The following is a 25,197-nucleotide window of genomic DNA, read 5'->3' as shown; positions in this document are numbered from 1 at the left end:
GTGATATTGGGCAAGCAAATGGTCATAATTTTTTGGCATACCCAAAAACCATTTTTTTAAACTCCATGAAGTCTTTGGTAAACAAATCCATTTGGTCCCTGATATTTGCATGTTTTTCCCTGAAATCCTGATCGGATAGTCCTTTCTCCCCCTTCATTAAACGGGCCAATAGACTTTCATGGGCTACAATATCTTCGGCCAAATAATCAAATAAGGTTTCGTGAATCTTGTCCAGATATTGTAACATCTGTCCGTATTCCGAAGCTTTCACCTGTTCCTTATCCAGCAAATCCGTAAAGAACCTGGCTTCGTCCTTCCAAAATGCAATAATGTTCAACCATTCCCTACTTTCCTTATGTAAGGTGTCCAACCCTTCACCTATCAATATTTCCTTTTTTGATTTTGGTCCAGTGCTCATAGCTCAATAAATTAAAATTCCTAGTTATTAGTCCAAATATCTTTTGATGAAACTGGTCCTTAGACTATTTCTTGCAGTCTTCAATATCGATTCTATCTCCTGAACGGTACTATTGTGTATTTTGGCAATTTCCGATATATCAAATTGATGTTCCGTAAATAGTTCAAATACCCTTCTCATTTGCTCGGGCATATGACATAGCACCATTTCTGAGTGTTTTCTAATGTTCTCCGCTCCCAACTCCTTATCCAATTGGAGTAATACTTTTTGATCGTCATCCCCAACAAAAATATGGTTTAGTACATAGTCATCCTTGGCATAGGAAATATCATCCAATTCTTCGTTCATAATTAAATCCCCGTCTCCATCCGTAGTGAATTTTTCCTGCATGCTTTCCCATTCAGGTTGCGAATAAGTATCTATATTTTCAAGGAACAAGGCATCAAATTCTTCCTCCACAAAGATTGTCTCCAGCAAATCATCCACTTTCTTGAACATCCATGCATGCAGCTCATTTTTATTATTTATCTCATCCAAATGGTCATATACCTCTATAAAAAGCTGATCAATAATATCGTCCGCCTTATACCTGTTCCTATCTATCTTACCCTTTACCACGGCACGGTTGAGATTTTTTTGGACATATCGCCTCACTTCGGGCATGGTCTTTAACAATAACTGATTGAATGCCTTAAGGTCTCCCTCCTTTTTTAACCGTATTAAATCAGAAAAGGAATTGGCTACAAACACGTGAAACTCCCTTTGACTTTGAAATATATTTACTGACTCTTTCATACCTTATATTATTATATTTTAAATTGATATACTCCAAAAATGCCAACTTCCTTCATCTAAAAAAATGATTTAAATCATCTATCCCGAATCCATCCAGATAAATAAATCTTGGTTGTAATCCTAGAAGTGACCTAGTACTTAACCTAATTTCTCCAACTTTTCCTCTATCAGCTGCGTTTGCTGGAAAGTGTGGCGAACCAAAAGAAGTAAGTGTCCTTTTTTTAATGCTTTGAGATAAAAATTAACCTTATCCTCCGTTATGCCCAATCCCCTTAAAATTCCATACGGTCCGGCCGACATAGATCCCAGTGGTCTTCCCGATATATCAAATAGGAATTGGGAGGCCAAGGCTCCTGCAATAAAGAGGGTTCCAAACTCTGTGTGGGGAAATACTCCAAAATTTACCTTTTCTTTTAAAACCTTATTCCAATAAGCGTTCAACTCCGATTCTTGATCAAAATCCCAGTTGCCTTTGGCATCAAGATTGTTTCCAAGCTTTCCCAGGACAGATATTTGCGGTCTTTCTATATCTTCATCAAGAATAATTTCAATGGCCTTACGCAACATCTTTAGATGCTCATAATCCCTCAAAATAAAATTATACACCGCTTTATTGACCCTAGTATTCATTTGATACAGAATGATGAAATGGCTAGGTTGGTATATTCGTCCATCCCTAATTTAAGAACTAATGCCTGTAAATGATATGATTTATATCATTTCCAAAGCATTTTAATAGACTTATTTTTGAGTATCATTTTAAAATATGTAATAATCAAAAAAATCAGTAATCATGACAAACAACGACGGAAATATTCTTTTAGCTTTATTGACAGGTGCTGCCATAGGTGCAGGTATTGGAATTCTATATGCGCCGGATAAGGGCATAGAGACCCGGCATAAAATAAAGCAAAAGGTGGGGGAAACTACCCACGACCTAACAGATAGAATCTCCCATGCCAAGGAAGAGCTTACCAAAACTGCCAATGAAAAAAAAGATGCCTTTGACCGAAAACTGGACGAAGCCATCTCCACTATGAGCTATAAGGCAGATGACATTATTGCTACCTTGGAGCGCAAATTGGAAGACTTAAAAAAGAAAAACGCCCAATTTCAAAAATAAGGTAGTATGGCCTTGGAAGAACTTAAGAGAGACCTTACAGAAGCAGAAGCCGATGTAAGGTCTTATCTAGAAAATAGCGAGGAGTATGCCAAGCTAAAAATATTTAAAGTACTTATGGAGCTTGTGACCATATTTGCGCAAACCCTTTTAATTGGGGCTTTGGCCCTACTTGCATTGGTTTTGTTATCATGGGCCGCATCCAATGCTCTGAACGAAGCCTTGGAAAGTGCTTACCTTGGGTATTTACTGATTGGTATGAGCTATGTACTAATAGCTGTTATCTGTTATTTTCTTAGGAACAGGCTCAATGGGCCAGTACTACGTACATTTTCCAAACATTATTTTGATTAAGACTATGGGGAAGCAATACAACTCTTTTAAAGAAATTGATGAAAGGCTAATGGTTTTGAAATTACAGCGCAAAATTGAAATTGAAAGCCTCAAACTTAATATCAACCAGGTAAAGGCAAATCTAAGACCTCTGCAATTGGCAGGAAACCTTAAAGGTAGCATACAACAAATGCTATTGATCTATGCTATTAGGAAGCTAAAGTCCATATTTAGAAGAAGGTAACATCGTATTTTTTAGTTAATCCCCCATGCCAAGCTTAAAAATCCGCTACCTCCCTAAGCCCCTTTTCATTTAAAATAATGATCCTTCTTCCATGATCGGTGGCGATCAGGCCTTCGTTCTTAAGATCAGTTAAGGTACGGATAGCGGTTTCTGTTGCGGTACCTATCATACCGGCAAAATCCTCCCTCGGTATTCCTATTCCCCCATTGGGTTTGTCCTGTATAACATGTTTATCATAAAGTTCCAACAGGGCCTTTGCAGCCCTTTGCCTTACCGAGGCAAATGCCATATCCACCAATTGTTCCTGCAGATGCATAAGATTATTCGATATCATTCCAATAAATTTCTGTGAAACTACAGAGTTGCCATAAATTAATTTGGTAAAATCCTTCCTAGGTATGGCGCACATTTCGGCATCTTCCAACACAGTAGCATTTTCAACATAAACTTTATTGGAATTCAATAAAGATATTTGTCCAACAAAATCTCCCGGACCATATATGCCAGTCACAAATTCCTTTCCGGATTCCGTACTCTTATAGGTCTTTACACTGCCCTTTTCTATAAAATACAAGGATTTGGCATTATCGCCTTCCCAAAAAACAATATCCCTTTTATGGTAGGTTTTAAGGGGATAATCCTTGGATAGACTTTTCAAATCATGGTATTGGGAGGCCTCGTCCAGGAATTTATTTAGGCCTTCCATGTTTTTGGCAATCTCCTTTTTAAGAAAGTCGCTCTTTCGTAATCGGGAGGAAATAGCTTCCAGCAATTCCTTTTCCTCAAATGGCTTGGTGAGATAATCGTCCGCCCCCAAATTCATTCCCAGTCTCACCTCTGCCCTATCTGTTTTTGCGGTCAAAAATATAAAGGGTATGCTAGCGGTTGTACTGTTTTTGCCCAATATTTCCAATACCCCATATCCGTCCAGTTCAGGCATCATTATATCGCATATGATTACGTCTGGCCTAAATTTTTCCGCAAGTTCTACCCCAATTTTTCCATTCTCGGCGGTAGCTACCTCGTAATTGGCCAATTCCAATATGTCTGCTGTATTTTCCCTTACATCCTTGTTATCTTCAATTAATAGAATCCTTTTCATATTCGTTTATATTTATGGGCAGTTTTAGACTGAAGGTGCTTCCTTTCCCCAATTTACTTTTAAACCCTACAGTTCCGCTTAGAAGCCCCGTATACTGTTTTACTATATTAAGACCAAGTCCCGTCCCTTGGAAATTGGTGGCATTTTCCGCACGGTAAAATCGCTCGAACAACTTTTTCTGATTTGCCTTAGGGATGCCGATTCCTTGATCCTTAACATGGATAAATAGCTCTTTATCATTAGCATCAACTTCCAATCCAATAATTTGTCCTTCCATGGAATACTTAATGGCATTAGAAAGTAGATTAATAATAATATGGTTCAACAATTTGGGGTCAAGACAAACCGATATAGAAGGTTGGGAATACTTTAAAACAATGTCCTGACCCTCTTTTTTGTTTGGTTCCATCTCATCTACCAACATTTTTAAGAATTGTATCAACTCAAAAAACTGTGGTTTCACAGATACCTTGCCCTCTTCCAACTTGCTTAAGGATAGAAAATCGTTAAGAATAACAACAAGATCCCTCACATTGGTCCTAATCCTGGAGACATGCTTCATCCTCCTATCCTCCTTACCTGGCTCATTCTGTTTTCCTATAAGTATAGCCGAAGAAAGAATAGCACTCAAAGGTGTGCGGAATTCATGGGAGGCTATCGTAATAAAACGGGATTTTAACTCATTTAGTTCCTTTTCCACCATTATTGTCCTTTCAAGTTTATGCTGTACCTCTTTCTGCTCGGTAACATTGTTATAAACGAACAAGGCCCACATTATTTTCTTTTCATCAGAATAGAGCGGTGTAGAATTAACAGCATAGCATTGATCGTGAAAATCTACTTCAAAAGAAATATTGCCCCCCCTTAGAGTTTTTCGAATATCCGATTTTATTTTTTTGATCTGTATTTTTGAAAAAACAGGGATATCATCTATTGGAATTCCTTCAAAATCCGACTTTTTAATGTTGATTCGGTCCATTTCCTCCCCTTCCACATAAACCAATTCATAATCGGAATTAAATACCATGATGACCCCATTGGGAAAATTATGTGCAATAGCAGTGAACAAGGCCCTACTGAGATTTGCCTTCCTTTGAGCTCTTTGGGTCTCGATCATTTGATCTTCCAGATTTAAATTGGTCGATACCAGTTTTTCTACCGTAGTTTGAACTTCCCTAGTCCGTTCTTCAACTTTGTCTTCCAATACATGGGCATATTCCTCCAGTTTTCTCTTGGCATCCTGAATTTCGGTAACATCGTTGAGAACCCCAATGAAATGCGTCAGTTTCTGATCTTGATCATATAGGGGCGTAATAAACAAATCGTTCCAAAAAAGAATGCCGTCCTTACTGTAATTCCGAATCAATACCCGGCAGGAACTACCGTGGTCAATGGCTTTGGACATAAAGGCAATTTCGGGCTGGTTACGATCGCCGTTCTGCAAGAATCTGCAATTTCTCCCCAGAACTTCATTGGCCCCATATCCGGTAATTCGGGTAAAGGCCTTGTTAGAATATATAATGGGAAGATCGGGATGCTGGGCATCCACAATAATAATACCGTTGCCTACGGCTTCCAAGGCCCTGTTTCTAATTTTTAAGGTTTCTTGGGTCAACTTGGTTTCCGTAATATCCAGTCCAGAACTTACGACAGCTATAATTTCATTGTTTCCATTCCTCAAGGCAGCATTGCTCCATTGAATTAGGTGCTCTTGCCCTCCTTTGGCAACAATAGGGTTTTCATGAAAGTTGGGCAGATCTAATTTATCTTCAAAAATAGATTCAAAAAGTTGGATCAATTGGTTTTGCTTCCTTTTAGGTATAAATTCCTTAAACCAGTTTTTATTCAAAATAGCATCTTGTTCAATTCCCAATATTTCACTGGTCCTTTTATTGACAAGTTGAACGGTATGGTCCTTATTGATCACTAAAAACATGGAAGGCGAAGTGTCCATATATTGGCGGAGCAATTTTTTTTCCATCACCAGGGCGTGTTCTGCAGTCTTCAACTCTGTATAATCCTGCATAAAGCCTTCCCGTCTATAAGGAATATCATTTTCATCCATAATACAGGAACCGTGCTCCCATATCCATTTTATTTCCTTTTTTGAGGTAATTATCCTATACCGAAGCTGGTACGATCCTTTTTCCATTACGGCCCTGTCAAGTTCAGACTCAACCTGTGGCAAATCCTCTGGGTGAATTAAATTTCCCCAATTAAGTTTAGAGTTACCATAAAACTGATCAGGGGCATATCCACTAATAGTTTTGGAAGCCTCGCTAATGAATTCCATGGACCATGGCTTGGCAATACTACAACTGTATACAATTCCGGCAACATTGGTGACCAAAGTTCTGAACTTCCTGTCGCTTTCAAACACCGGGTTATCCGCTCGCTTGCAGTAGATCACTTTTAGGCTTTGGCCTTTTAGTACGGTTGGTACGATCCTAATATCGATAGGAAATTTAACCCCAGTCTTTTCCCGACCATAAAACTGATTGGGCCCTACTACAATCTCATTCATTTCCGCAGCAAGAGCATTGATCTTCCAGTCAGGAATAATCAAATGGATATCCTGCTGTAGCAACTCACCCTCAACATAACCGAACATTTGTTCTGCCGACTTGTTGGCGGTGAGAATAAATCCATTTTGGTCTACCACAATAAGTCCGGCTAAGGAAGATTCAAAAATGGATTGAAAAAGATCGCTATTTGTTATTTTTTCATTCATTGCCCTTTTACTGATTTTCACTTTATGGTCTTGGCCGCACCAACAAGGACGGACCGCTAAGGAGTTTTGTTGAATACACACTATCCATGGAGGCCTGTATTCCAATAATTTAGTACTCAGTTACACAAATGTATTGTTCACTATAGCTGAAAGAAATGATATCCGTCATAAGCTGTATCTGGATCCTAAAAACCTGATAACGGTCATATGTGCATTTCTTTATATGGAATAATTTTGATTCAAATTCTAAATAAAGGGATTATGACAACAGGCTTGGTCCTTTCTGGCGGTGGTATAAGGGGTGTTGCCCATATAGGGGCCATAAAGGCATTGGAGGAATACGGTATTTATCCTACCCATATTGCTGGCACCAGCGCAGGGGCCATTGTTGGAGCCTTGTACGCTGCCGGCTGTAATTGGGAAGAAATGTTGGATTTTTTTAAGTCCACAGAAATTTTCAGTCTTACCAATTATGCTATGGGAAAACCTGGCTTTTTGGATACAGAAAAATTCCATGATCAATTAAAGGCCTACATATCCCATGATACTTTCGAATCTTTGGGGAAGCAACTTTATGTAACGGCTACCAACCTACTTGATGGCACTTTGAATGTTTTTAGTGAAGGTGAACTAATAAAACCCGTATTAGCTTCGGCAGCTGTTCCTGGACTATTTGCCCCTGTAGAGATTAATAAAGGATATTACGTAGACGGCGGCACTTTGAATAATTTTCCTGTGGACCTTATAAAAAAGTATTGTGATCAGATTGTGGGGGTATATGTAAATCCGTTCAACCATGTAAGCATCAAGGAACTAAACCATGTGAACAAGGTTTTGGAAAGGGCCTATCATGTTATGGTGGCCAATGAAACCACCAAGAAATTTAAAGACTGTGATATATTGATACGTCCGGCCAACATGGATCGTTTTGGTATGTTTACCCTAAAAAATTTAGATATTATTCTAGATTTGGGTTATAATGCAACCATGAACGCACTGAAGAACAGTGACCTTGCCTCAGAATTACTATCAGCAGCAGAATTGGAAGCTATGAATGGTTTTTCCATGGATACTTCCATTATTGGCAATCCGCAGGATTAAACTTTCTTGAATATCTTTTAATACCTTTAATTTTGAATTTTAGATATTGGATATTTACCCAGAGGAACGCTTAATTAAGGAATTTTAAATTCTTACCCCAGCTTATTACAACAACCGACTAGTGTATTTAACCTGTTATAATTAATTTTCCAAGTGCTATCCAAATGGCAAAAGAAATTATCATTTTCCTTTAAACACACATCCTATATAAAATGCCCTGGGCCCGTACTGACCAATCTTGCGTCCATTAAAACCTTAATCCAAAGGATTTAAGGGATAACACTATTGGGGTAAGCACGAAAATATAACACCCTTGCCCTTTTGAACAATTGTGCCAAGACCAGTGCCCCAAATGCAAATAGGGCAGAATATCCCAATTGTTCCCAAGAAAGCAACTGCAACGAAAATGCCGCTGCCAGGGGAGTGCTTAGGTTAGCACCTAAAGTCAAGGCCAAAGACAGAATAATTGCTCCCCAAACCCATAAATTAGTTGTTATTTCATTTATGAAAAAGGATTCCCTTTGCTTTGGTATATTAAATACGTTGAGCAATTGGGCAAATACCAAGGTATAAAAAGCCATATTATTAATAGTTTCAGGGGAAAATTTCAGAATCTTATCCGCATAGGCAACAATGCCAAGAACAGCAATACTGATGGACAGCCCGTAGAGTACAATAAAATTCCAATCACTTTGTGACAATATAGGGTCCTTTGGTTTTTTGGGCGGTTGTTCCATGATATCCTTTTCCCCCTTTCCAAAACCCAAGGCCAATGCAGGAAAAACATCGGTCACCAAATTCAGGAACAGTATTTGTAAAGGCAACAGAGGTGATGGCAAATTTAATAAAGCGGCAAAGCCTACCGTAAGTATTTCTGCCAAATTGCAGGATAATAAGTAAACGACAAATTGGCGAATATTCTGAAATATTACCCTCCCTTGCCTTATCCCCAATTCCATGGCCGTAAACTTATCATTTTTCAAAATCACGTCTGCCACTTCACGGGCTGCCTCCGCACCCCTAATGCCCATAGCTATACCTATGTCGGCCTTTTTTAAAGCCGGGACATCATTGATTCCATCTCCGATCATTCCAACAATATGGCCATGTTCTTGATAATAGTTTATCAAATTCAACTTTTGTTCCGGACCGACCCGAGCAAAAATAGAGGCATTCAACAAGACACTACCATTACCGTCGGTCCCATCCAAGCTCCTTGTAAGGTCCTTGCCATGCCAAATTCTGTCTGGGCCTGCATTAATTTCCAAGATCCCAACTTCCTGAGCTATTTTTTTTGATGTGCCGGGATGATCACCGGTAACCATAATCACTTTAATACCCGCCTTCTTGTAAATATCAATCACCACTTTCACATCTTCTCTGGCTGGATCCTGAAATCCTATGACCCCCAAAAAAGTAAGTCCGTCTAGAATATTTTCTCTTGCAGGGGCCTTCTCTTCTTCCTTATATGCGAAAGCCAGGGTGCGCAAACCTTGGGAGGCAAGAGTATCTACTTTTTGCTTCCATAAAAGTTTGTGTTCATTAAGGTCCAATTCTTTCCCATCCAAATCAAAATTACAATGGTCTACTAAACTTTCATATGCCCCTTTCGCATAGATGGTAAAGCCTCCTTGTCTTTGATGGGCCGTTGCCATTAACTTTAGTGTAGAATCAAATGGCAATTCCACTTTTTCCGGATTATTTCGTTTTACAAGCTCGGGATCATAACCCAAATTAATGGCAAAGTGCATCAAGGCCAATTCTATGGAATCGGCCTGTTCATCAATAGCTGTAGGGTCCACATTGTTACATAGGATCCCAGCCATGATCATTTTATCAAATACAAGGTTGTTCTTAAAGGTGGAAAAATAGGATTGTTCCCTTTGATTGAGATTATCCAGGCATGTTTCTCCATAAATTATTGTAGATACCACCATCCGATCTTCGGTCAAGGTACCTGTCTTATCCGTGAAGATGATATCTGTAGCCCCTAGAGTTTGTACAGCCTCCATTTTTTTAATGATGACCTGTTTTTGGGACAACCTCATCATTCCCCTTGCAAGGGCAATAGTGGCTACTATTGGCAAACCCTCGGGAATAGCCGCAACCGCCAAAGCCACTCCCGTTTCTATCATCAGCAAAAGATCATTGCCCCTAAAATAGCCAATGACCACAATTAATCCTGCTATACCGAGCGTTAACCAAATGAGCCATTTGCTCAATTGGTTTAATTTCTTCTCCAAAGGGGTGCGGTCCTTGTCCGCATCCAAACCCATTTGTTGAATAGTCCCCAATTGTGAATACTTTCCTGTTGCCGTAACAATGGCTCTCCCATAGCCCGCGCTAATCACTGTGCCCCTATAAACCATATTGGTACGATCCGTAACTGGAGTATCCTCCGGCAATGGTTCTATTCCTTTGCGAATCGAGAGACTCTCTCCTGTCAATACCGATTCTTTTACCGAAAGATTATCTACTTGTGTAAGGCGGGCATCGGCAGGAACGACATCACCCGGGCTCATAACAATGACATCACCAGGTACCACATCCGCGGCTTTGATATCCATTCTTTGTCCAGACCTTATTACATCTGTGCTTGCCTGCCCCATTTTTATCAGGGCCTCCAAAGATCTAACCGCTTTAAGTTCCATAAAATATCCTATGGCCACAGAGATAAATATGACAAATAAAATGGCGGCACTCTCTAGCTCATCACTGAAAACGTAGGCAAGAATTCCTGCCGCAAAAAGGATATAAATTATGGGATCCAAGAGTTGTTCCAGAAAAATTGCCCATCTTTTCTTTGGGTCTTGTGCCGGTATCCGATTTGGACCATATTTCTGCAAACGTTCCGGAATGCACTCTTTATCCAAACCGCGTTCCAAATCACTGCCTGTGCAGGCAATTATTTCCTGCAGGGAGTAAAAAAAAGCATTTTGCAGCATATGGGTTTAATTTACAAAAAATATGCCTTCCCGTCTTAACCACCCACACGGACATATTTTGGCTTTTGACGGGAAGGCATTGCTACTAACAAATAACCAACCAATAACTATCCGATTTGTACTTTTTTTGGAGGTGCTTTTTTAGCTTCCTCTTTCTTAGCTAGATTAAAGCTAAGGATACCGTCCTTGTAGGCGGCCTTAATTTCTTCCTGTTTAACATTCTCCGGTAGTTGCAACGATCGCTCAAAGGAATTATAGCTAAATTCCCTACGTGTGAATTTGTCCTCCTTTTCCTCTTTGGATTGCGACTTCTCGGCAGCAATATTTAAGCATCCATCATCAATGGTTACCTCAAAGTCCTTTTTTTGAAAACCTGGAGCAGCAAGCTCTATCTCAAAATGGTCACCGGTTTCCTTAATGTTCAAGGCTGGCTCCGACCTTTTCCCATTCCAGAAACTGTCAGGTAGCATATCCCTTACCCAAGCGCGATTATCGAAAAAATCGTCCATATCAAAAAAATCTTGGGTCATAAGGTTTCTAAATGGTCTTCTTTTAAATTTTACAAGTGTCATAATATTGTATTTTTAAGGGTTATATATTTATTATACTTTAAAAGTACTTCCAACCAGCTTGGCACAAAATGATTTAGGTCAGTCACACAAAATTTCTTTACATTTATTTTTACCGTATCAAATCACTGTAACAAAACTGCGCTAACCATATCCGAATTTGAATGAATGCGAAAGTTGGATTGTAATGTCTTGTTATACACATTTTAGTTAATTTAGACATATGATCAATCCAATCGATTTTGGCATTAAAGGGCTGTCCGATGAAGCCGTAAAACATTCTAGAAAAAAACATGGTGAAAATAGCCTAAGCTATAAAAGGGACAATAGCTTTTTGGACGCTTTAAAAAGTATTGCCCAGGAGCCGATGGTCATCCTATTGATGGTGGCCTCTTCAATCTATTTTATATCAGGAAATAATGGTGATGGAATATTTATGGTCGCTGCCATTATCCTTGTAGCCTCAATATCCCTTTATCAGGATTCCAAAAGTAGGATGGCCTTGGAAAAATTAAAAAGTCTTACCCAACCCAATAGCCAGGTCATTAGGAACGGAGAAGTCGTAGAAATACCCAGTGAGGAGTTGGTAGTTGGTGACAGTCTGATGGTTGAGGAAGGCAACACCATTCCTGCCGATGGGACCATTGTTCATTCCAACGATTTTTCTGTAAACGAATCCATACTTACGGGAGAATCCCTTTCCGTTTTTAAGGATGCATCAAAATTGGACAATAAGATATTTGGTGGCACTACAGTAGCCAGTGGCCTGGCGATCGCTACCATAACTGAAATTGGCAACAGCACCCAGTTGGGTAAAATTGGAAAAAGTCTTGAAGGTATCCAAGAGGAAAAGACCCCCCTGGAAAAACAGATTTCCAATTTCGTAAAACATATGTCCATTTGGGGCGGGATCATTTTTCTATTGGTCTGGGGAATCAATTACCTTCAATCACGGGAGGTATTGGAGAGTTTGCTAAAAGCCTTAACCTTGGCCATGAGTGTTCTGCCAGAAGAAATACCAGTGGCCTTTACCACTTTTATGGCCTTAGGTGCCTATAGGTTGATGAAAATGGGCATTGTTGTAAAACAAATGAAAACCGTAGAATCCCTAGGAAGTGCTACCGTAATCTGTGCGGACAAAACGGGCACCATAACCCAGAACAAGATGGAACTTGCCAAGCTCTTTACCTTGGATACGCGAGAGGTAGTTTCTGTAGATGCCCCAATGAATGATTCTCAAAAAGAATTGGTCACCATAGCGATGTGGGCCAGCGAACCAATACCTTTCGATCCTATGGAAAAGGCTTTGCATGAGGCCTATGGCAGAATTGCCTCTATAGACCAGCGGCCCCATTATAAAATGATACATGAGTATCCGCTAAGCGGAAAACCGCCTATGATGACCCATTTGTTCGAAAATAGTAAAGGTAACCGTATCATTGCAGCTAAAGGGGCTCCGGAAGCCCTTTTGGCAGCTTCCACGCTAACAGATGCCCAAAAAGAACAGATAAAGGATGTTTTAACCAGTTTGGGCCAAGAAGGATACCGAATGTTGGGTGTGGGACAGGCCATTTTTAAAGGGTCCTGCTTTCCGGAAAAACAACAGGATTTTCAATTTGATGTCAAGGGATTAGTGGCTTTTTATGACCCTCCAAAAGATAACATTCGCGAGGTGCTTAAAGATTTTGAAAAGGCCGGAATACAGGTAAAATTGGTTACAGGAGATAATCCCGCCACTTCCATGGCCATTGCCAAACAAATTGAATTTCCTGGCTATGAAAAAAGCATGACCGGGGAGGAATTAATGCAATTAGGGGATGCAGAATTACAACAAAAGGTAATTTCCACCCAGGTCTTTACACGTATGTTTCCTGAAGCCAAACTAAGAATTGTTAACGCCATTAAGGCTAATAACGAAGTAGTGGCCATGACAGGTGACGGGGTCAACGACGGACCTGCGCTTAAGGCATCGCATATCGGTATTGCCATGGGAAAAAAAGGAACTGAGATTGCCAAGCAGGCCGCCTCCTTGATCTTGGTAGACGATGACCTTTCCAAAATGGTAGATGCCATTGCGATGGGCAGAAAGATTTATGGCAATTTAAAAAAGGCTATCCAGTATATCATATCCATTCATATCCCCATCATATTAACGGTATTTATCCCCTTGGCATTGGGGTGGGCCTATCCCGCCATATTTTCACCCTCCCATGTTATATTATTGGAATTGATCATGGGCCCCACCTGCTCCATTATTTATGAGAACGAGCCGATGGAGAAAAATACGATGATCCAAAAACCAAGGCCATTTACTACAACTTTTTTCAAGTTCAAGGAATTGGTAACCAGTATCATTCAGGGGCTGGTAATCACCCTAGGATCTTTATCGGTATACCAATACGCAGTTTTTGAAGGATATAACGAATCCGTAACAAGAACTATGGTGTTTATGGTCTTGATTTCTTCCAATATTTTTCTGACCCTGGTAAACCGCTCTTTCTATTATTCCATTTGGACCACTTTAAAATATAAAAACAACTTGGTGCCATTGATTATAGGGATTACTTTGATCCTCTCTGCACTGTTGCTCTTTGTGCCCCCATTGACAAGATTTTTTCAATTTGAAACCTTGAACACAAATCAGCTGGGTATTGCTGTTATAGCTGGTATGATTTCCGTACTCTGGTATGAAATTGTGAAAGGGATAAAACGGGCCAAGGGGAAATTTAAATAATACTAGGGATTTACAGCTAGTAAAATAGCTAAAGTTTAACCCCAAAAGCCAAATCCCCTGCATCTCCTATACCCGGAACAATATAGCCTTTGCTATTTAATTGGGTATCAATGGCGGCTATCCACAAATGGGTATTCTTTGGAAAAACTGTCTTAATATGGTCTATCCCGGATTGGGAACCAATTACCGATAAAATATGAATCTGCTTGGGCTTGCCATGGTCCTTAAGGGCATTTAAAACATTCTCCAACGTTTTTCCTGTGGCCAGCATTGGATCCGTAAGAATTAAGGTTTTATTTTCCAAGGATGGGGCAGCAAAGTATTTCACTATAACTTCAAAAGCATCCTCATCTCCACGGTGATGCCTATATGCAGAAATAAAAGCATTTTCCGCATTGTCGAAATAGTTTAACAGACCCTGATGTAATGGGAGTCCGGCACGTAAAACGGAGCACAGCACCAAATCATCAATAGGCATGGACATTTCTTTGGTTCCCAAAGGGGTTTCGACCGTTTGGTTCCTATAGTCAAGGGTCTTGCTAAGTTCGTAGCCCAAAATCTCTCCAATACGTTCAATATTGCGCCTAAAGCGCATGCTATCGCGTTGAATATTGGCATCCCTTATTTCGGCTACAAATTTATTTAACAGTGAATTCCCTTCCCCTAGACTATGTACTATCATTGTTTATCCATTTAGTTTCAAGATACAGAATTCCCGCTATAAAACCCTATAAAATCTTCTGTATCCGCTGCAGGTAATTGCCCTTTTTTTCTTTAAAACTATTATCGCTGCCATAGAATCAGGTTATTCTCCAAGGGTACCGAAATATTTTCATAGCAGGGAACAATCCGGGCCGTATAATGACCGGCCGGTCTACTGGTCCCAATACACCCATGACACTCGTGATCCAACCCATTCTTAGCAAGTCCTATGATTTCCATTTTTATAATTTCATTTGCCCCCCCATTAAGGCCTTCGGCAAAGAGCTCTACGGAAATGGTGTCTGGACTTATGTGGTTCAACCAGACCATAATTTTAAATTGATACCCTCCTGCAATATTTTCGATTTGGGCCTGGACAAAGCGCATTTGCCACCACTTATTTTGTAGATCAAGCTTGGTCTCAACTATTTTTTTTCCGAGCATTCCTTTTTTGGAAGATCTTTTTTTGTATTTGTTGGCTGCCGGAAGGTAATATTTCTCTGTATATTCCCGAACGGCTCGGTTTGCCGAAAACTTAGGGGTTAAGGTAGACATACTATTACGCATTTTTGCTACCCAATTTTCGGGTATCCCCTCTTTATTTCGATCATAAAATTCCGGTACCACTTTTTGTTCCAACAATTCGTACAATTCATTGGCATCAATAGCGTCCCAGTAGGAATCCTCCCCATGTTCATGACCATCGCCCATTGCCCAACCTACTTCCGGAGTATAGGCCTCCGCCCACCAACCGTCCAACTCCGATAAATTGATCCCACCATTTACCAAAACCTTCATTCCACTTGTACCACAGGCCTCCCAGGGACGCCTAGGAGTATTTATCCAAACATCGACCCCTTGTACAAGATGCTCTGTTAACAACATATCATAATCGCTTAGAAATACTACGTGCTTATATAAGTTATGTTGTTGAATAAATTGTACCCATTGTCTTATCAATGCCTTTCCAGACTCATCATATGGGGGAGACTTTCCTGCAAGCACCAATTGCACCGGCCGCTGAGGGTTTGTTAGGATGCGAATAAATCTTTCCGGATCATGTAAAAGTAGGTTTGGCCTTTTATAGGGAACGAATCGCCGTGCAAAACCCAAGGTCAAAGTTTCCTTGTTAAAAATATGCTTGGCCATTTCCACAATTTCAGGGGGGTGACCCGCATCCTCGGTCTGTCCTTGGAACCTTTCCCGGATAAAATTTATCATGTGATGCCTGGAATCGTTCCTGAACTGCCATAAAGCAACATCGGACAAGCAGTAAATGTCTTGCTCAACAGATTCCAAACGACCTCTCCAGCGTTCCTTTCCGCAGGAATGAGTCCAGATCTTATCTGCGAATACCGAATCCCAGCTGGGCATGTGAACTCCGTTGGTAACATGTCCTATAGGCACTTCGCTGTTAGGCCACCTTTTAAATAAATTTCCAAAAAGTTTTCGACTTACCTCCCTGTGAAGCCTACTTACCCCATTCACCGCACTACTGCCATGAATGGCCAGATAGGCCATGTTAAAAAACTGGGATAAATTATGTGGGTCTTCCCTACCCAATGCCAAAAGATCATTAAAATCTAAATGTAATTCCTCTTTGGCATAATTGGCAAAAAATTGCCACATTAAGGACGGACTAAAATTATCAAATCCGGCCGCCACGGCAGTATGGGTGGTAAACAAATTTCCTGCGCGGGTAACTGTCAATGCCTCCTGAAAGGTAACACCATTCTCCCGCATAAAATTGGCCGCCCTTTCCAGTTCAAGAAAGGCAGAGTGACCTTCGTTCATATGGCACACTTCCGGTGCAATATTCATGGCTCGGAGCAATCTCCATCCCCCTATACCTAGAATAATTTCCTGCTGAATACGAAGATCCGCCCCGCCACCATATGCTGCACTGGTAATTCCCCTGTGAAGCGGCATATTAACCGGATCATTACTATCCAACAGGTAAAGTTTCACGCGGCCCACCTGTACCTGCCATGTGCGCAACCAAACCGTGTGCCCGGATAAGGATATATTGATCCGCAACCATTCCCCATTGGACAACCTGAGCGGTGAAATAGGCAATTGCCCGGGATCATTGTACGGAAAAAGGGCCTGTTGGGTACCAAATTGATCTATCAACTGTCTAAAATATCCCTGTTGGTAAAGTAACCCCACGCCAATAACGGGAATCCCTAAATCACTGGCCGATTTTAATTGATCCCCAGCAACATTACCCAAGCCCCCTACATAAATAGGGAGTGCCTCGCTAAGCATAAACTCCATACTGAAATAGGCAATGCAGGTAAGGGGCGATGATGGATGGCTCCTTTGGAACCAAGCAGGATCGGTACTGGATTTTTCTTTCTGTGTCATCATTTCATCCAACCTTTCCCTAAAAACCTTGTCGGCCATTTGCTTTATCAGTTGGTCCCTTGATACGTTCTGCAAAACTACCCACGGATTATGTGTCTCCATCCATAGTTCGGGATCCAACTGGTACCAGATTTCATCTACGGCATGGTTCCAAGACCAGCGCAAATCAAGTGCCAACTCCGCAAGCTTGTCCACACCATCAATATCAGTTGGAATAAAACCATAAACTTGGTTGTTTACAAGAGGTTGTCCCGAACTATTTTTTTCTTTTCCTGCCACGTGTTAGTATTTAATACCATTAAATAATGGGAAGTTGTATATCTTAAGAACAAAGGTTTTTAATTGGCAATTGTAGCATATACTTCAGGTAGGAAGTCTTCCATAGAATTATAATAAAGTTGCTTCAATGATTATGACCTTCCAGAACATATCCAGTACTTAAAATCATAAATCCCTAACTGGACGATACGGTTCTCAACAATATAAATTCACTAATATTTACCATATCTATAGCCCCGATCAATTTTTCATTACTTGTTACTGGGAAAAAACTCTTTTTTTCCTTGGCTACAAGTTCCAATACCTGGGTGATTTCTGTAGATTCATCAATCACAATGAAGTTCTTATCCATAATATCCTTGACTAAAATAGAAGGATTCTTAGCATGTTTAATAACATCATTTTGGGTAACTATTCCCTTAATTTCCCTATCCAGCGCTACTACAAAATCCTTTTCAGTACTGGCCAAAAGGATATCTATAACCTCTTGTACATTATTATCCGGACGTAGTACCGTTATATTGGTCAAGGTGGCCTCCTTTACCAGATGCCCCTTTAAAAGGAAGTTTTGCCTAACCATTTTATTCTCGCCATACGCCCCGAAAAAAATAAAAAAGGCAATCAGAATTAGAAAGGGATTTACGAAAAAACCGAGGATAAAAAATACTACGGCCAAGGACTGCCCAATACTGGCCGCAATGTTGGTTGCCTGCACACGGCTCAATCTAAATGCCAACAAGGCCCTTAGTACCCGCCCGCCATCCATAGGAAATGCCGGAATAAGATTAAACACTACCAACATTATATTGGCTATAAAAAGATAAAAAAGAAAATTCTGTAGGTTTGGTGCATAAAGCATCTCTTCTACCATTATATTATCAAAATTAAAATAGCTTTTGATAGGTATTATTAGAGACAAAAAAATAGCGATAACAACATTAACTGCCGGACCGGCCAAGGCTACCAATAGTTCCTGCCCAGGTTTTTCCGGCATTTTATCCAAAGTGGCCACACCCCCAATGGGTAGAAGTATAATTCTTTGGGTCTTGATGCCAAATTTTCTAGCGGTAAGGGCATGACCCAATTCGTGCAGTACCACACAGGCCATCAATACCAAAATAAATCCTTGGTTAACAGCTACCCTTTCGAAGTTTCCACTATTCTGAAATTCAATAAAACCGGCCCAAATCAATAATAGTGCAAAAGTCCAATGGACCTCCAATTGAATACCGGCAATCTTTCCCAACCTTAAAAAACCCTTCATAAGTAATATTTTGCTGAAGATATTTCCACAGCACGACATTGACAATGACAAATGTCATAAGTGGTAAAATTGCCTATAGGGATACTCTGGGACAGGGTGCTTAAATTATTTAAAATTGAAGATTACAGTTTAGCGTAAGACGAACAGGATAACGAATCATTTTAAGGCAATAATAAATCATGTTGCCCCTCTACGGAAGAAAAAGTATCCCACACTATCAATTATAGAGAATCAGCCTATTTTTAAATTGCGAATCCGGGCATTTATCGAAGCTATTTCCTCCTTTTGCAATTTTCCAATAAGAGTCCTAAAATCCTTTTCCAATCCGGGATCCTGATCTTTAATTTCGCATAGGGCCTGTAAAGCGTTTACCCTTACAATTCTACTTTCAGCAGGGTTGCCCGCCCACTCCTTAAGTTTGGCCAAGACTATTTCCAGCTCTAGGTCATTTAGGGGCAGTCTTGATACCAACAAGGAAAGGTGCCATTTCAATTCCTTGTCCTCGGCACTTTGGAGCAATGCCAATAAGTCTCCTTTATGACCGGCAAGATATTCTGGATGCCCAATAGTAATTTTTTCCACGGCATCTGCAGCCCTCATAACTATTGGCCTATCCTTGGAGTACATATAACGGAATAAAATATCGAAGTCCTTCTGGTCCCTTATTAAAGGTAGAAGAAACTTTACACCTCCTATAGTCCGTAGATCTCCACCCTCCAAATATTTTCTCATTTCTCCTTTATCCATGTCTTATGAACTTAGCATGCCTCCATCTACCACATTAGTAGTTCCTGTTATATACTTACTCTCCTCCGAGGCCAGGAAAAGGGCCATTGCTGCAATCTCACTAGATTCTGCATAGCGCCCTAAAGGTACGGCAGCCTCAAAGCCCTTCATTACCTCATCAGGACTGCCGGGCGACATATCCACTTCAATACGCCGCATCATATTGTTATTAACGGGACCTGGATGAATAGTATTCACGCGAATTTTACGTTTGGCATTTTCTTGGGCCGCAACCCTCATTATACCAACTACTGCATGTTTGCTGGCCACATAAGCTCCCAATCCGGAAAAGCCCTTTAAACCTGCCACAGAAGAAGTTATTATAACGCTTCCTCCATCCTGCATTTTCGGAATTACATGCTTGCACCCGAGCCATACCCCTTTTAGATTTACCCCGATTACCTTATCGAAAACCTCGTCCGGATATTCCACAATTGGTTTGGAAGTACCTTCAATTCCGGCATTGGCGAAAAATATATCGATCTTTCCATGAACCTCTAAGGTTGTTTCTACAAATTTTTCGGTGTCTAAGGCTTTAGCAACATCGGCAACACAAATAGACAGATTCTCATGATCTATGGCCAGGATTGCTTTTTCCAAAACCTCTCTATCAATATCCACGATAACCACCTTGGCACCTTCTTTCAAAAAGAGTTTGGCCGTAGCCAATCCTATTCCTCCCGCACCGCCTGTAATAACGGCTACTTTATCCTTTAATCGGCCCATTTTTAATTGTTTAAAGTTATCTTTCTTACTTCCCAACCTTGATCCTGAGTATATACCGCAACAAGACCAGCAGATAATTGTTTTACCCCCATTGCAGGCATCTGGTACCTTCTTTTGGTCATTTGGATATTGTACCTTCTATTGAAGAACTCTATAATTTCCCCTGAAGTGTCCAGCATAACATCATGAAACTTAAATTCATAAATATCTAGATTGAACTCGTTTTTTCCCTTCATGGATTTCTCAAAAAGGACCGCCGTGGTAAAACCATCCTTAAAAGGGTAAACATTTAATAGCTGGGGTTCAAGTACTACATTACCCTTGGTATCTATAAACCCATAAACGGGAACACCATCCTCCACAATTTTAGTAATTAGGCACCGTCCTTCATTGAACATAGGGTATTGAACACCGGAAATATCCTTTTTTGAGGTATCGGCATCCTTGTTCCAATAAATATCGTTGCGAAAATTAATGACCATTGTACCCTCTTCATTAATAAATCCCCATTGATTTCCTTGTCTAACGGTCGCCAATCCTTCGCTAAACGGAGCTATCTCATCAATGTTCTTAACGGTTTGGGAATGGAATACATTTGGAAGCATAAGCATTATGAATGCCGTAATAATATATTTTTTCATGACTTTGAATTTTAGTTTCCTCTAAAATAGTGTATCCCAATCCAGTACAAAATGACCAATGTCATTAGTGTACAAATATAAAATCCCAAGCTCGGCCTTTTATCCCTGTTATTAATTTGGAAGAGTATATAAAATATTAGCCCTCCCAAATTTCAGGGCTCCTTGCAGTGTCTTTAATTAAAACTGCTATAGTGACCAATATCATTTTAAATAGTCCGGCTGCTATATATTTTTGTTTAAGAATATTTTGGCATTCTAAAGAGACCTTGGCCCAATGCAACCAGAATTGACAATTTTGCAAGGGGACTATCTCACCACTTTAGGTAATTGAAACGGCTGCCAAAAGTGGAACAAAGATGATTACAACCCAAAAAAATATACAATGAAACATATATTGGTACCTGTTGATTTTTCCGAGCACTCGGCCTATGCGCTGGAGGCTGCGGCTGGTATAGCAAAACAGCAGAACGCGGATATTACCATAATACATATGCTGGGAATTTCCGAGGCAGTAATAGCTGAAGAGGAATTATTGGAGTACGAAGAAGCCAAATACTTTATGGGGCTTGCAAAGAAAAAATTTAAGCCCTTTCTGGACAAACCTTATTTAAAGGGCATCACTATTCATAAAATAGTGCAGAATTATAAGGTATTCAGTGAGCTCAACAATGTTGCCAAGGAACAAAATATTGATTTGATCGTAATGGGATCACATGGTAGTACTGGTTTCAACGAGATTTTTATAGGCTCCAATACCGAAAAGGTGGTACGTAATTCCGATGTCCCGGTTTTGGTTATAAAGGAGCAAAAATCAAACTTCACTATAAAGAATATCCTTTTCGCCTGTAGTTTTTCGGAGGACATGGTTATGGCCTATAAAAATGTTAAGCTGATGGCTCAAAAATTTTCGGCCAAATTAAAATTGGTATACATCAATACCCCAAATCAGGATTTTTTGAGTTCACAGGAAGCTGACGATCGCATGGCCAAATTCATGTCCAAGGCCGGGGATACCCAAGCTAAAGTTGAAATTTATAATGACCGTAGTGTGGAAAATGGGATACTTAATTTTAGTAAGACCGAAAAATTTGACCTTCTCGCACTTCCAACACATGGAAGAAAAGGCCTTTCTCATTTCTTATTGGGCAGTATTGGTGAAGATATCGCCAACCACGCAAGATTGCCGGTAATGACATTTAAGATCTGATCTATGATCGGAGTCCCAAATAATACTAAAGGTTTATTTTTTTAGCAAAAGTTCCAATTTACCCAGCATTACCAATTCTGCTTTATTTTTTCCTGAAAAACTATTGGAAATGGCGTTTGCGGTATCCAAAATAAGTACCTTGATAAACTTACTGAACATATTGCTATTATCTTTATAGAACTCCTTGAACTCATCGAAGCAAACTTCACTATCCTTCTCTTTGTCCATGGCCCAATCGAATACCGATTCTATTTGAAAAGCGGCATCTGTTCCAAATTCATCTTCCAGCTTATCAACCTCCAACCAATATTTTCTAATAAAGGACCTTAACTTACTTACTTCCTTGGCATGTACGCGGGAATCTGCCATGGCAATGGCGTAGAATAATTTTCCCAGGTTTTCATACAGTTCCTTACCTATTTTCTTTGTATTTTCCATGTTTAGATCATTATAGACAATGAGCTAAAATTAGCAAATATCCCAAGTATTATATATGACAATAATCAGTTTAAAAATTTTATCTTTGGCTTATGCAGGCCTTTCAAAAAAACAGTGAAATATTCAACCTTCTTTCGGAAGGGGTATCCGAAGGAATTATAGTTGTCAATACCCAACAGCTTATAGTAGCCACTAATTCCTCGGCCGGGAGAATGTTTGGCTACCATAAGGGAGAGCTCCTTGGAAAACCGCTGGACACCCTAATACCTAGAAGGTACCACGGGCATCACGGTCACCATGTGGAGGACTTTATTGATAAAAGTGAACGTCGGCAAATGGGCCGGGGAAGGGATTTACATGGGGTACGAAAAAACGGTGAGGAATTTCCTGTTGAGGCGGGTCTAAATCCGTTTAAGCTTTATGACGAAACCTATGTCATGGCCCTAGTAATTGATATTACCGAACGCAAGGTCAAAGAAAAAGAACTCAGCCATTGGGCAAGGATATTTGATGAATCCCTCAATGAAATCTACGTTTTCGACGCCATCTCAAAATATTTTGTGAACGTAAACAAAGAGGCCCAGCGAAATATGGGCTATAACCTGGAAGAATTTAAGACATTGAAGCCATTGGACATTAAGCCCCATATGGACTCCCCACAATTCCAATTGCTAATAGAACCCTTGCTTAACGGCCCAAGGGACAAGGTAAAGTTTGAAACCGACCATCAAAGAAAGGACGGGTCTATCTATCCCGTAGAAGTACATTTGCAACTATCTACATTTGGTGAAAAAGATGTTATTGTAGCTATAATACTTGATATTACAGAGAGAAGGAATTATACCGAAAAGCTGGAAAAAAAGGTCCAAGAGCGTACCAAACAACTTACGGAAGCCTTGGCCAAGGAGAAGGAATTGAACGAGCTAAAAACACGCTTCCTTTCCTTGGTTTCCCATGAATTTAAGACCCCTTTGAGCAGTATACTTACCTCTATTACCTTATTGTCCAAGTATACCGAAAGTCACCAACAGGAAAAGAGGGATAAGCACGTTGAAACCATAAAGAACAAAGTACGCTATCTGGATACTATTTTGACCGATTTTCTTTCGGTGGAGCGTTTGGATTCTGGAAAGGTAAATTACAAGTTAGAAACTTTCCCTTTAAGCAAAATTGTAAACGAGGTAGTCTATGGTGCCAACATGCTCCTTAAGGCGGGCCAAACCATTAAATATCCGGAGAATATCGATGATATTTTCATCAGATTTGACGAAAAAACCTTGGAACTGGCCTTGTCCAACCTAATACATAATGCCATTAAATATTCCCCAGAAGATACAACTATAAGTCTAGCGGTGAGCAATGGTAAGGACACCGTACTAATAGATGTGATCGATCGTGGAATTGGCATACCTGCTCAGGACCAAAAACATATTTTTAATCGTTATTTTAGGGCAGAAAATGCATTGTTGAACCAAGGTACGGGTATTGGACTTAACATTGCGAAACAGCATTTGGAAAATCTTGGCGCCACTATTGAATTTACCAGTGAAGAAAACAAAGGATCTATTTTTACTATAGTTATCCCGTTAGAAAACATAAATTGAAAGAGCAATGAAGACAATTCTATTAATCGAGGACGATAGGGCCCTACGTGAAAATACCGAAGAGCTTTTGGAGCTTTCAGGTTATTCCATGATTACAGCCCCGAACGGAAAAATTGGTATACAAATGGCCAAGGAAAAATTGCCGGATATTATCGTATGCGACATAATGATGCCTGAGGTGGATGGTTATGGCGTTCTTAAGGAGTTGTCATCCAACGATAAAACCAAACACATTCCCTTTATATTCCTATCTGCCAAAACGGAACATAAAGAAATAAGAAAGGGCATGGATTTAGGGGCAGATGACTACCTTACCAAGCCTTTTGAAGAGGAAGACCTCATAAATGCCATTGAAAGTAGATTGGCAAAGGTGGAACTTTTGGGACGTCTGGCCAAGGAAGGATCTCTGGGCCAAGCTAACCCGGAAGATCAGATACGCACCTTGAACGAGTTGAAAAATTTTTTCGACGATAATGGCGAACCCACTAGTTTTCTCCAAGGAAGCACCATCTATCAAGAAGGAACCTATTCGCATAAAATATATCTTATCCTAAAAGGGGTAGTAAAATGCCATACCATGGACGAGGACGGAAAGGAATTGATTACTTCGCTTTATAGGGCAGACGACTTTTTGGGATTTACCTCCTTTATAGAAAATATCCCTTATCAAGAATCGGCAACCGCCATTGAGGATGTGGAACTGGCCGGGATATCCAAGGAGAATTTGAAGCAGGTATTGGAAAAGAACCACAATATCTCCCTGGAACTAATGGAGCTGCTTACTGGAAATATTAAGGACATAAAACAGCAATTGTTGCAAATGGCCTATAGTTCCGTTCGTAAGAAAACCGCCCAAACCTTGTTGCAGTTTGCAGAAATAATGAACAAAAAAACCGAGGACCCCATTAAAATTTCCCGGAACGATTTGGCCAGTGTAGCCGGCATTGCAACGGAAAGCCTTATACGCACACTCTCCGGTTTCAAAAAAGAAGGGCTTATAGACATTGAAGGTAGAAATATCCGTATCAAGGAATTAAAGGCCCTGCAATACATCAATTAAGGATATTCTTAACACTATATTTTTACTGGAA

At 40.1% G+C, this 25,197-nt stretch carries 22 protein-coding genes; 8 read left to right on the top strand and 14 right to left on the bottom strand.

The genetic code is table 11. The features are described 5' to 3' along the window. Positions 1-22: 22 nt before the first annotated feature. The 3 genes from U735_RS0109360 to U735_RS0109350 form a co-directional block, all read right to left on the bottom strand. Positions 23-418 (bottom strand): hypothetical protein, encoded by a 396-nt coding sequence (locus tag U735_RS0109360; protein WP_031443578.1) that lies wholly within the window; start codon positions 416-418, stop codon positions 23-25. A 27-nt stretch (positions 419-445) separates the two neighbouring features. Beyond that, on the bottom strand, positions 446-1,213 hold the full coding sequence (locus U735_RS0109355) for an RNA polymerase sigma factor (RefSeq protein ID WP_031443577.1): 768 nt from the start codon (positions 1,211-1,213) through the stop codon (positions 446-448). A gap of 138 nt (positions 1,214-1,351) precedes the next feature. Beyond that, entirely contained in the window at positions 1,352-1,843 is a 492-nt protein-coding gene (locus tag U735_RS0109350; RefSeq protein ID WP_031443576.1) for a hypothetical protein, read from the bottom strand. A 163-nt stretch (positions 1,844-2,006) separates the two neighbouring features. Between U735_RS0109350 and U735_RS0109345 the strand changes: the two genes are divergently transcribed. The 3 genes from U735_RS0109345 to U735_RS0109335 are packed head-to-tail and all read left to right on the top strand — an operon-like array spanning position 2,007 to position 2,910. Further along, entirely contained in the window at positions 2,007-2,336 is a 330-nt protein-coding gene (locus tag U735_RS0109345) for a YtxH domain-containing protein (RefSeq protein ID WP_031443575.1), read from the top strand. Between the two features lie 6 nt (positions 2,337-2,342). Beyond that, on the top strand, positions 2,343-2,687 hold the full coding sequence (locus U735_RS0109340; RefSeq protein ID WP_031443574.1) for a hypothetical protein: 345 nt from the start codon (positions 2,343-2,345) through the stop codon (positions 2,685-2,687). A gap of 4 nt (positions 2,688-2,691) precedes the next feature. Further along, positions 2,692-2,910, top strand: a complete 219-nt coding sequence (locus U735_RS0109335; protein WP_031443573.1) for a DUF6327 family protein — start codon at positions 2,692-2,694, stop codon at positions 2,908-2,910. A 34-nt stretch (positions 2,911-2,944) separates the two neighbouring features. On the opposite strand, the gene U735_RS0109330 is transcribed toward U735_RS0109335, so the two are convergent. Beyond that, on the bottom strand, positions 2,945-4,012 hold the full coding sequence (locus U735_RS0109330; protein ID WP_031443572.1) for a response regulator: 1,068 nt from the start codon (positions 4,010-4,012) through the stop codon (positions 2,945-2,947). Beyond that, positions 3,990-6,743, bottom strand: coding sequence for a PAS domain-containing sensor histidine kinase (locus tag U735_RS24965; protein WP_051891936.1), 2,754 nt, complete (start codon positions 6,741-6,743; stop codon positions 3,990-3,992). Before U735_RS24965 ends, U735_RS0109330 begins: the two co-directional genes overlap by 23 nt. Positions 6,744-7,004: 261 nt before the next feature. Between U735_RS24965 and U735_RS0109320 the strand changes: the two genes are divergently transcribed. Then, complete coding sequence (locus U735_RS0109320; protein ID WP_034248132.1) at positions 7,005-7,844, top strand: patatin-like phospholipase family protein; 840 nt, start codon at positions 7,005-7,007, stop codon at positions 7,842-7,844. Positions 7,845-8,113: 269 nt separating this feature from the next. On the opposite strand, the gene U735_RS0109315 is transcribed toward U735_RS0109320, so the two are convergent. Continuing rightward, positions 8,114-10,789, bottom strand: a complete 2,676-nt coding sequence (locus tag U735_RS0109315; RefSeq protein ID WP_051891935.1) for a cation-translocating P-type ATPase — start codon at positions 10,787-10,789, stop codon at positions 8,114-8,116. Positions 10,790-10,896: 107 nt separating this feature from the next. After that, positions 10,897-11,361 carry an Hsp20/alpha crystallin family protein gene (locus U735_RS0109310; protein ID WP_031443568.1) on the bottom strand — a complete coding sequence of 155 codons (465 nt, stop codon included), beginning with the start codon at positions 11,359-11,361 and terminating at the stop codon, positions 10,897-10,899. Between the two features lie 220 nt (positions 11,362-11,581). On the opposite strand from U735_RS0109310, the gene U735_RS0109305 reads away from it, so the two are divergent. Continuing rightward, a complete protein-coding gene (locus U735_RS0109305; protein WP_031443567.1) occupies positions 11,582-14,092 on the top strand; it encodes a cation-translocating P-type ATPase in 2,511 nt (836 codons plus the stop codon). Positions 14,093-14,120: 28 nt separating this feature from the next. On the opposite strand, the gene upp is transcribed toward U735_RS0109305, so the two are convergent. The 6 genes from upp to U735_RS0109275 form a co-directional block, all read right to left on the bottom strand. Then, the gene (upp, locus tag U735_RS0109300; RefSeq protein WP_031443566.1) at positions 14,121-14,774 is read right to left on the bottom strand and encodes a uracil phosphoribosyltransferase; all 654 of its coding nucleotides are present in this window, start codon (positions 14,772-14,774) and stop codon (positions 14,121-14,123) included. Between the two features lie 101 nt (positions 14,775-14,875). Beyond that, positions 14,876-17,440, bottom strand: coding sequence for an alpha-glucan family phosphorylase (gene glgP / locus U735_RS0109295; RefSeq protein ID WP_031443565.1), 2,565 nt, complete (start codon positions 17,438-17,440; stop codon positions 14,876-14,878). A 175-nt stretch (positions 17,441-17,615) separates the two neighbouring features. Further along, complete coding sequence (locus U735_RS0109290; protein ID WP_031443564.1) at positions 17,616-18,704, bottom strand: site-2 protease family protein; 1,089 nt, start codon at positions 18,702-18,704, stop codon at positions 17,616-17,618. Positions 18,705-18,935: 231 nt separating this feature from the next. After that, on the bottom strand, positions 18,936-19,451 hold the full coding sequence (locus U735_RS0109285; RefSeq protein ID WP_031443563.1) for a hypothetical protein: 516 nt from the start codon (positions 19,449-19,451) through the stop codon (positions 18,936-18,938). 3 nt (positions 19,452-19,454) lie between these two features. Then, positions 19,455-20,216 carry an SDR family NAD(P)-dependent oxidoreductase gene (locus tag U735_RS0109280; protein WP_031443562.1) on the bottom strand — a complete coding sequence of 254 codons (762 nt, stop codon included), beginning with the start codon at positions 20,214-20,216 and terminating at the stop codon, positions 19,455-19,457. A gap of 2 nt (positions 20,217-20,218) precedes the next feature. Further along, complete coding sequence (locus tag U735_RS0109275; protein WP_031443561.1) at positions 20,219-20,857, bottom strand: WG repeat-containing protein; 639 nt, start codon at positions 20,855-20,857, stop codon at positions 20,219-20,221. Between the two features lie 382 nt (positions 20,858-21,239). Between U735_RS0109275 and U735_RS0109270 the strand changes: the two genes are divergently transcribed. Beyond that, entirely contained in the window at positions 21,240-22,064 is an 825-nt protein-coding gene (locus tag U735_RS0109270; RefSeq protein WP_031443560.1) for a universal stress protein, read from the top strand. A 33-nt stretch (positions 22,065-22,097) separates the two neighbouring features. Here U735_RS0109270 and U735_RS0109265 read toward each other — a convergent pair whose 3' ends face one another. Next, positions 22,098-22,502, bottom strand: coding sequence for a hypothetical protein (locus tag U735_RS0109265; protein ID WP_031443559.1), 405 nt, complete (start codon positions 22,500-22,502; stop codon positions 22,098-22,100). A gap of 92 nt (positions 22,503-22,594) precedes the next feature. Here U735_RS0109265 and U735_RS0109260 point away from each other — a divergent pair, with 92 nt between their 5' ends. Next, a complete protein-coding gene (locus U735_RS0109260) occupies positions 22,595-24,106 on the top strand; it encodes a sensor histidine kinase (protein ID WP_031443558.1) in 1,512 nt (503 codons plus the stop codon). A 7-nt stretch (positions 24,107-24,113) separates the two neighbouring features. Continuing rightward, positions 24,114-25,166: a response regulator gene (locus U735_RS0109255; protein WP_031443557.1), complete on the top strand. Its 1,053-nt coding sequence runs from the start codon at positions 24,114-24,116 to the stop codon at positions 25,164-25,166. The last annotated feature ends 31 nt before the right edge of the window (positions 25,167-25,197 follow it).

This window comes from Arenibacter algicola (assembly GCF_000733925.1).
In the GTDB taxonomy this organism is placed as follows: Bacteria; Bacteroidota; Bacteroidia; order Flavobacteriales; family Flavobacteriaceae; genus Arenibacter; species Arenibacter algicola.
The sequence above is the reverse complement of the archived record's forward strand: the minus strand, read 5'-3'. Positions and strand labels throughout refer to the sequence as shown.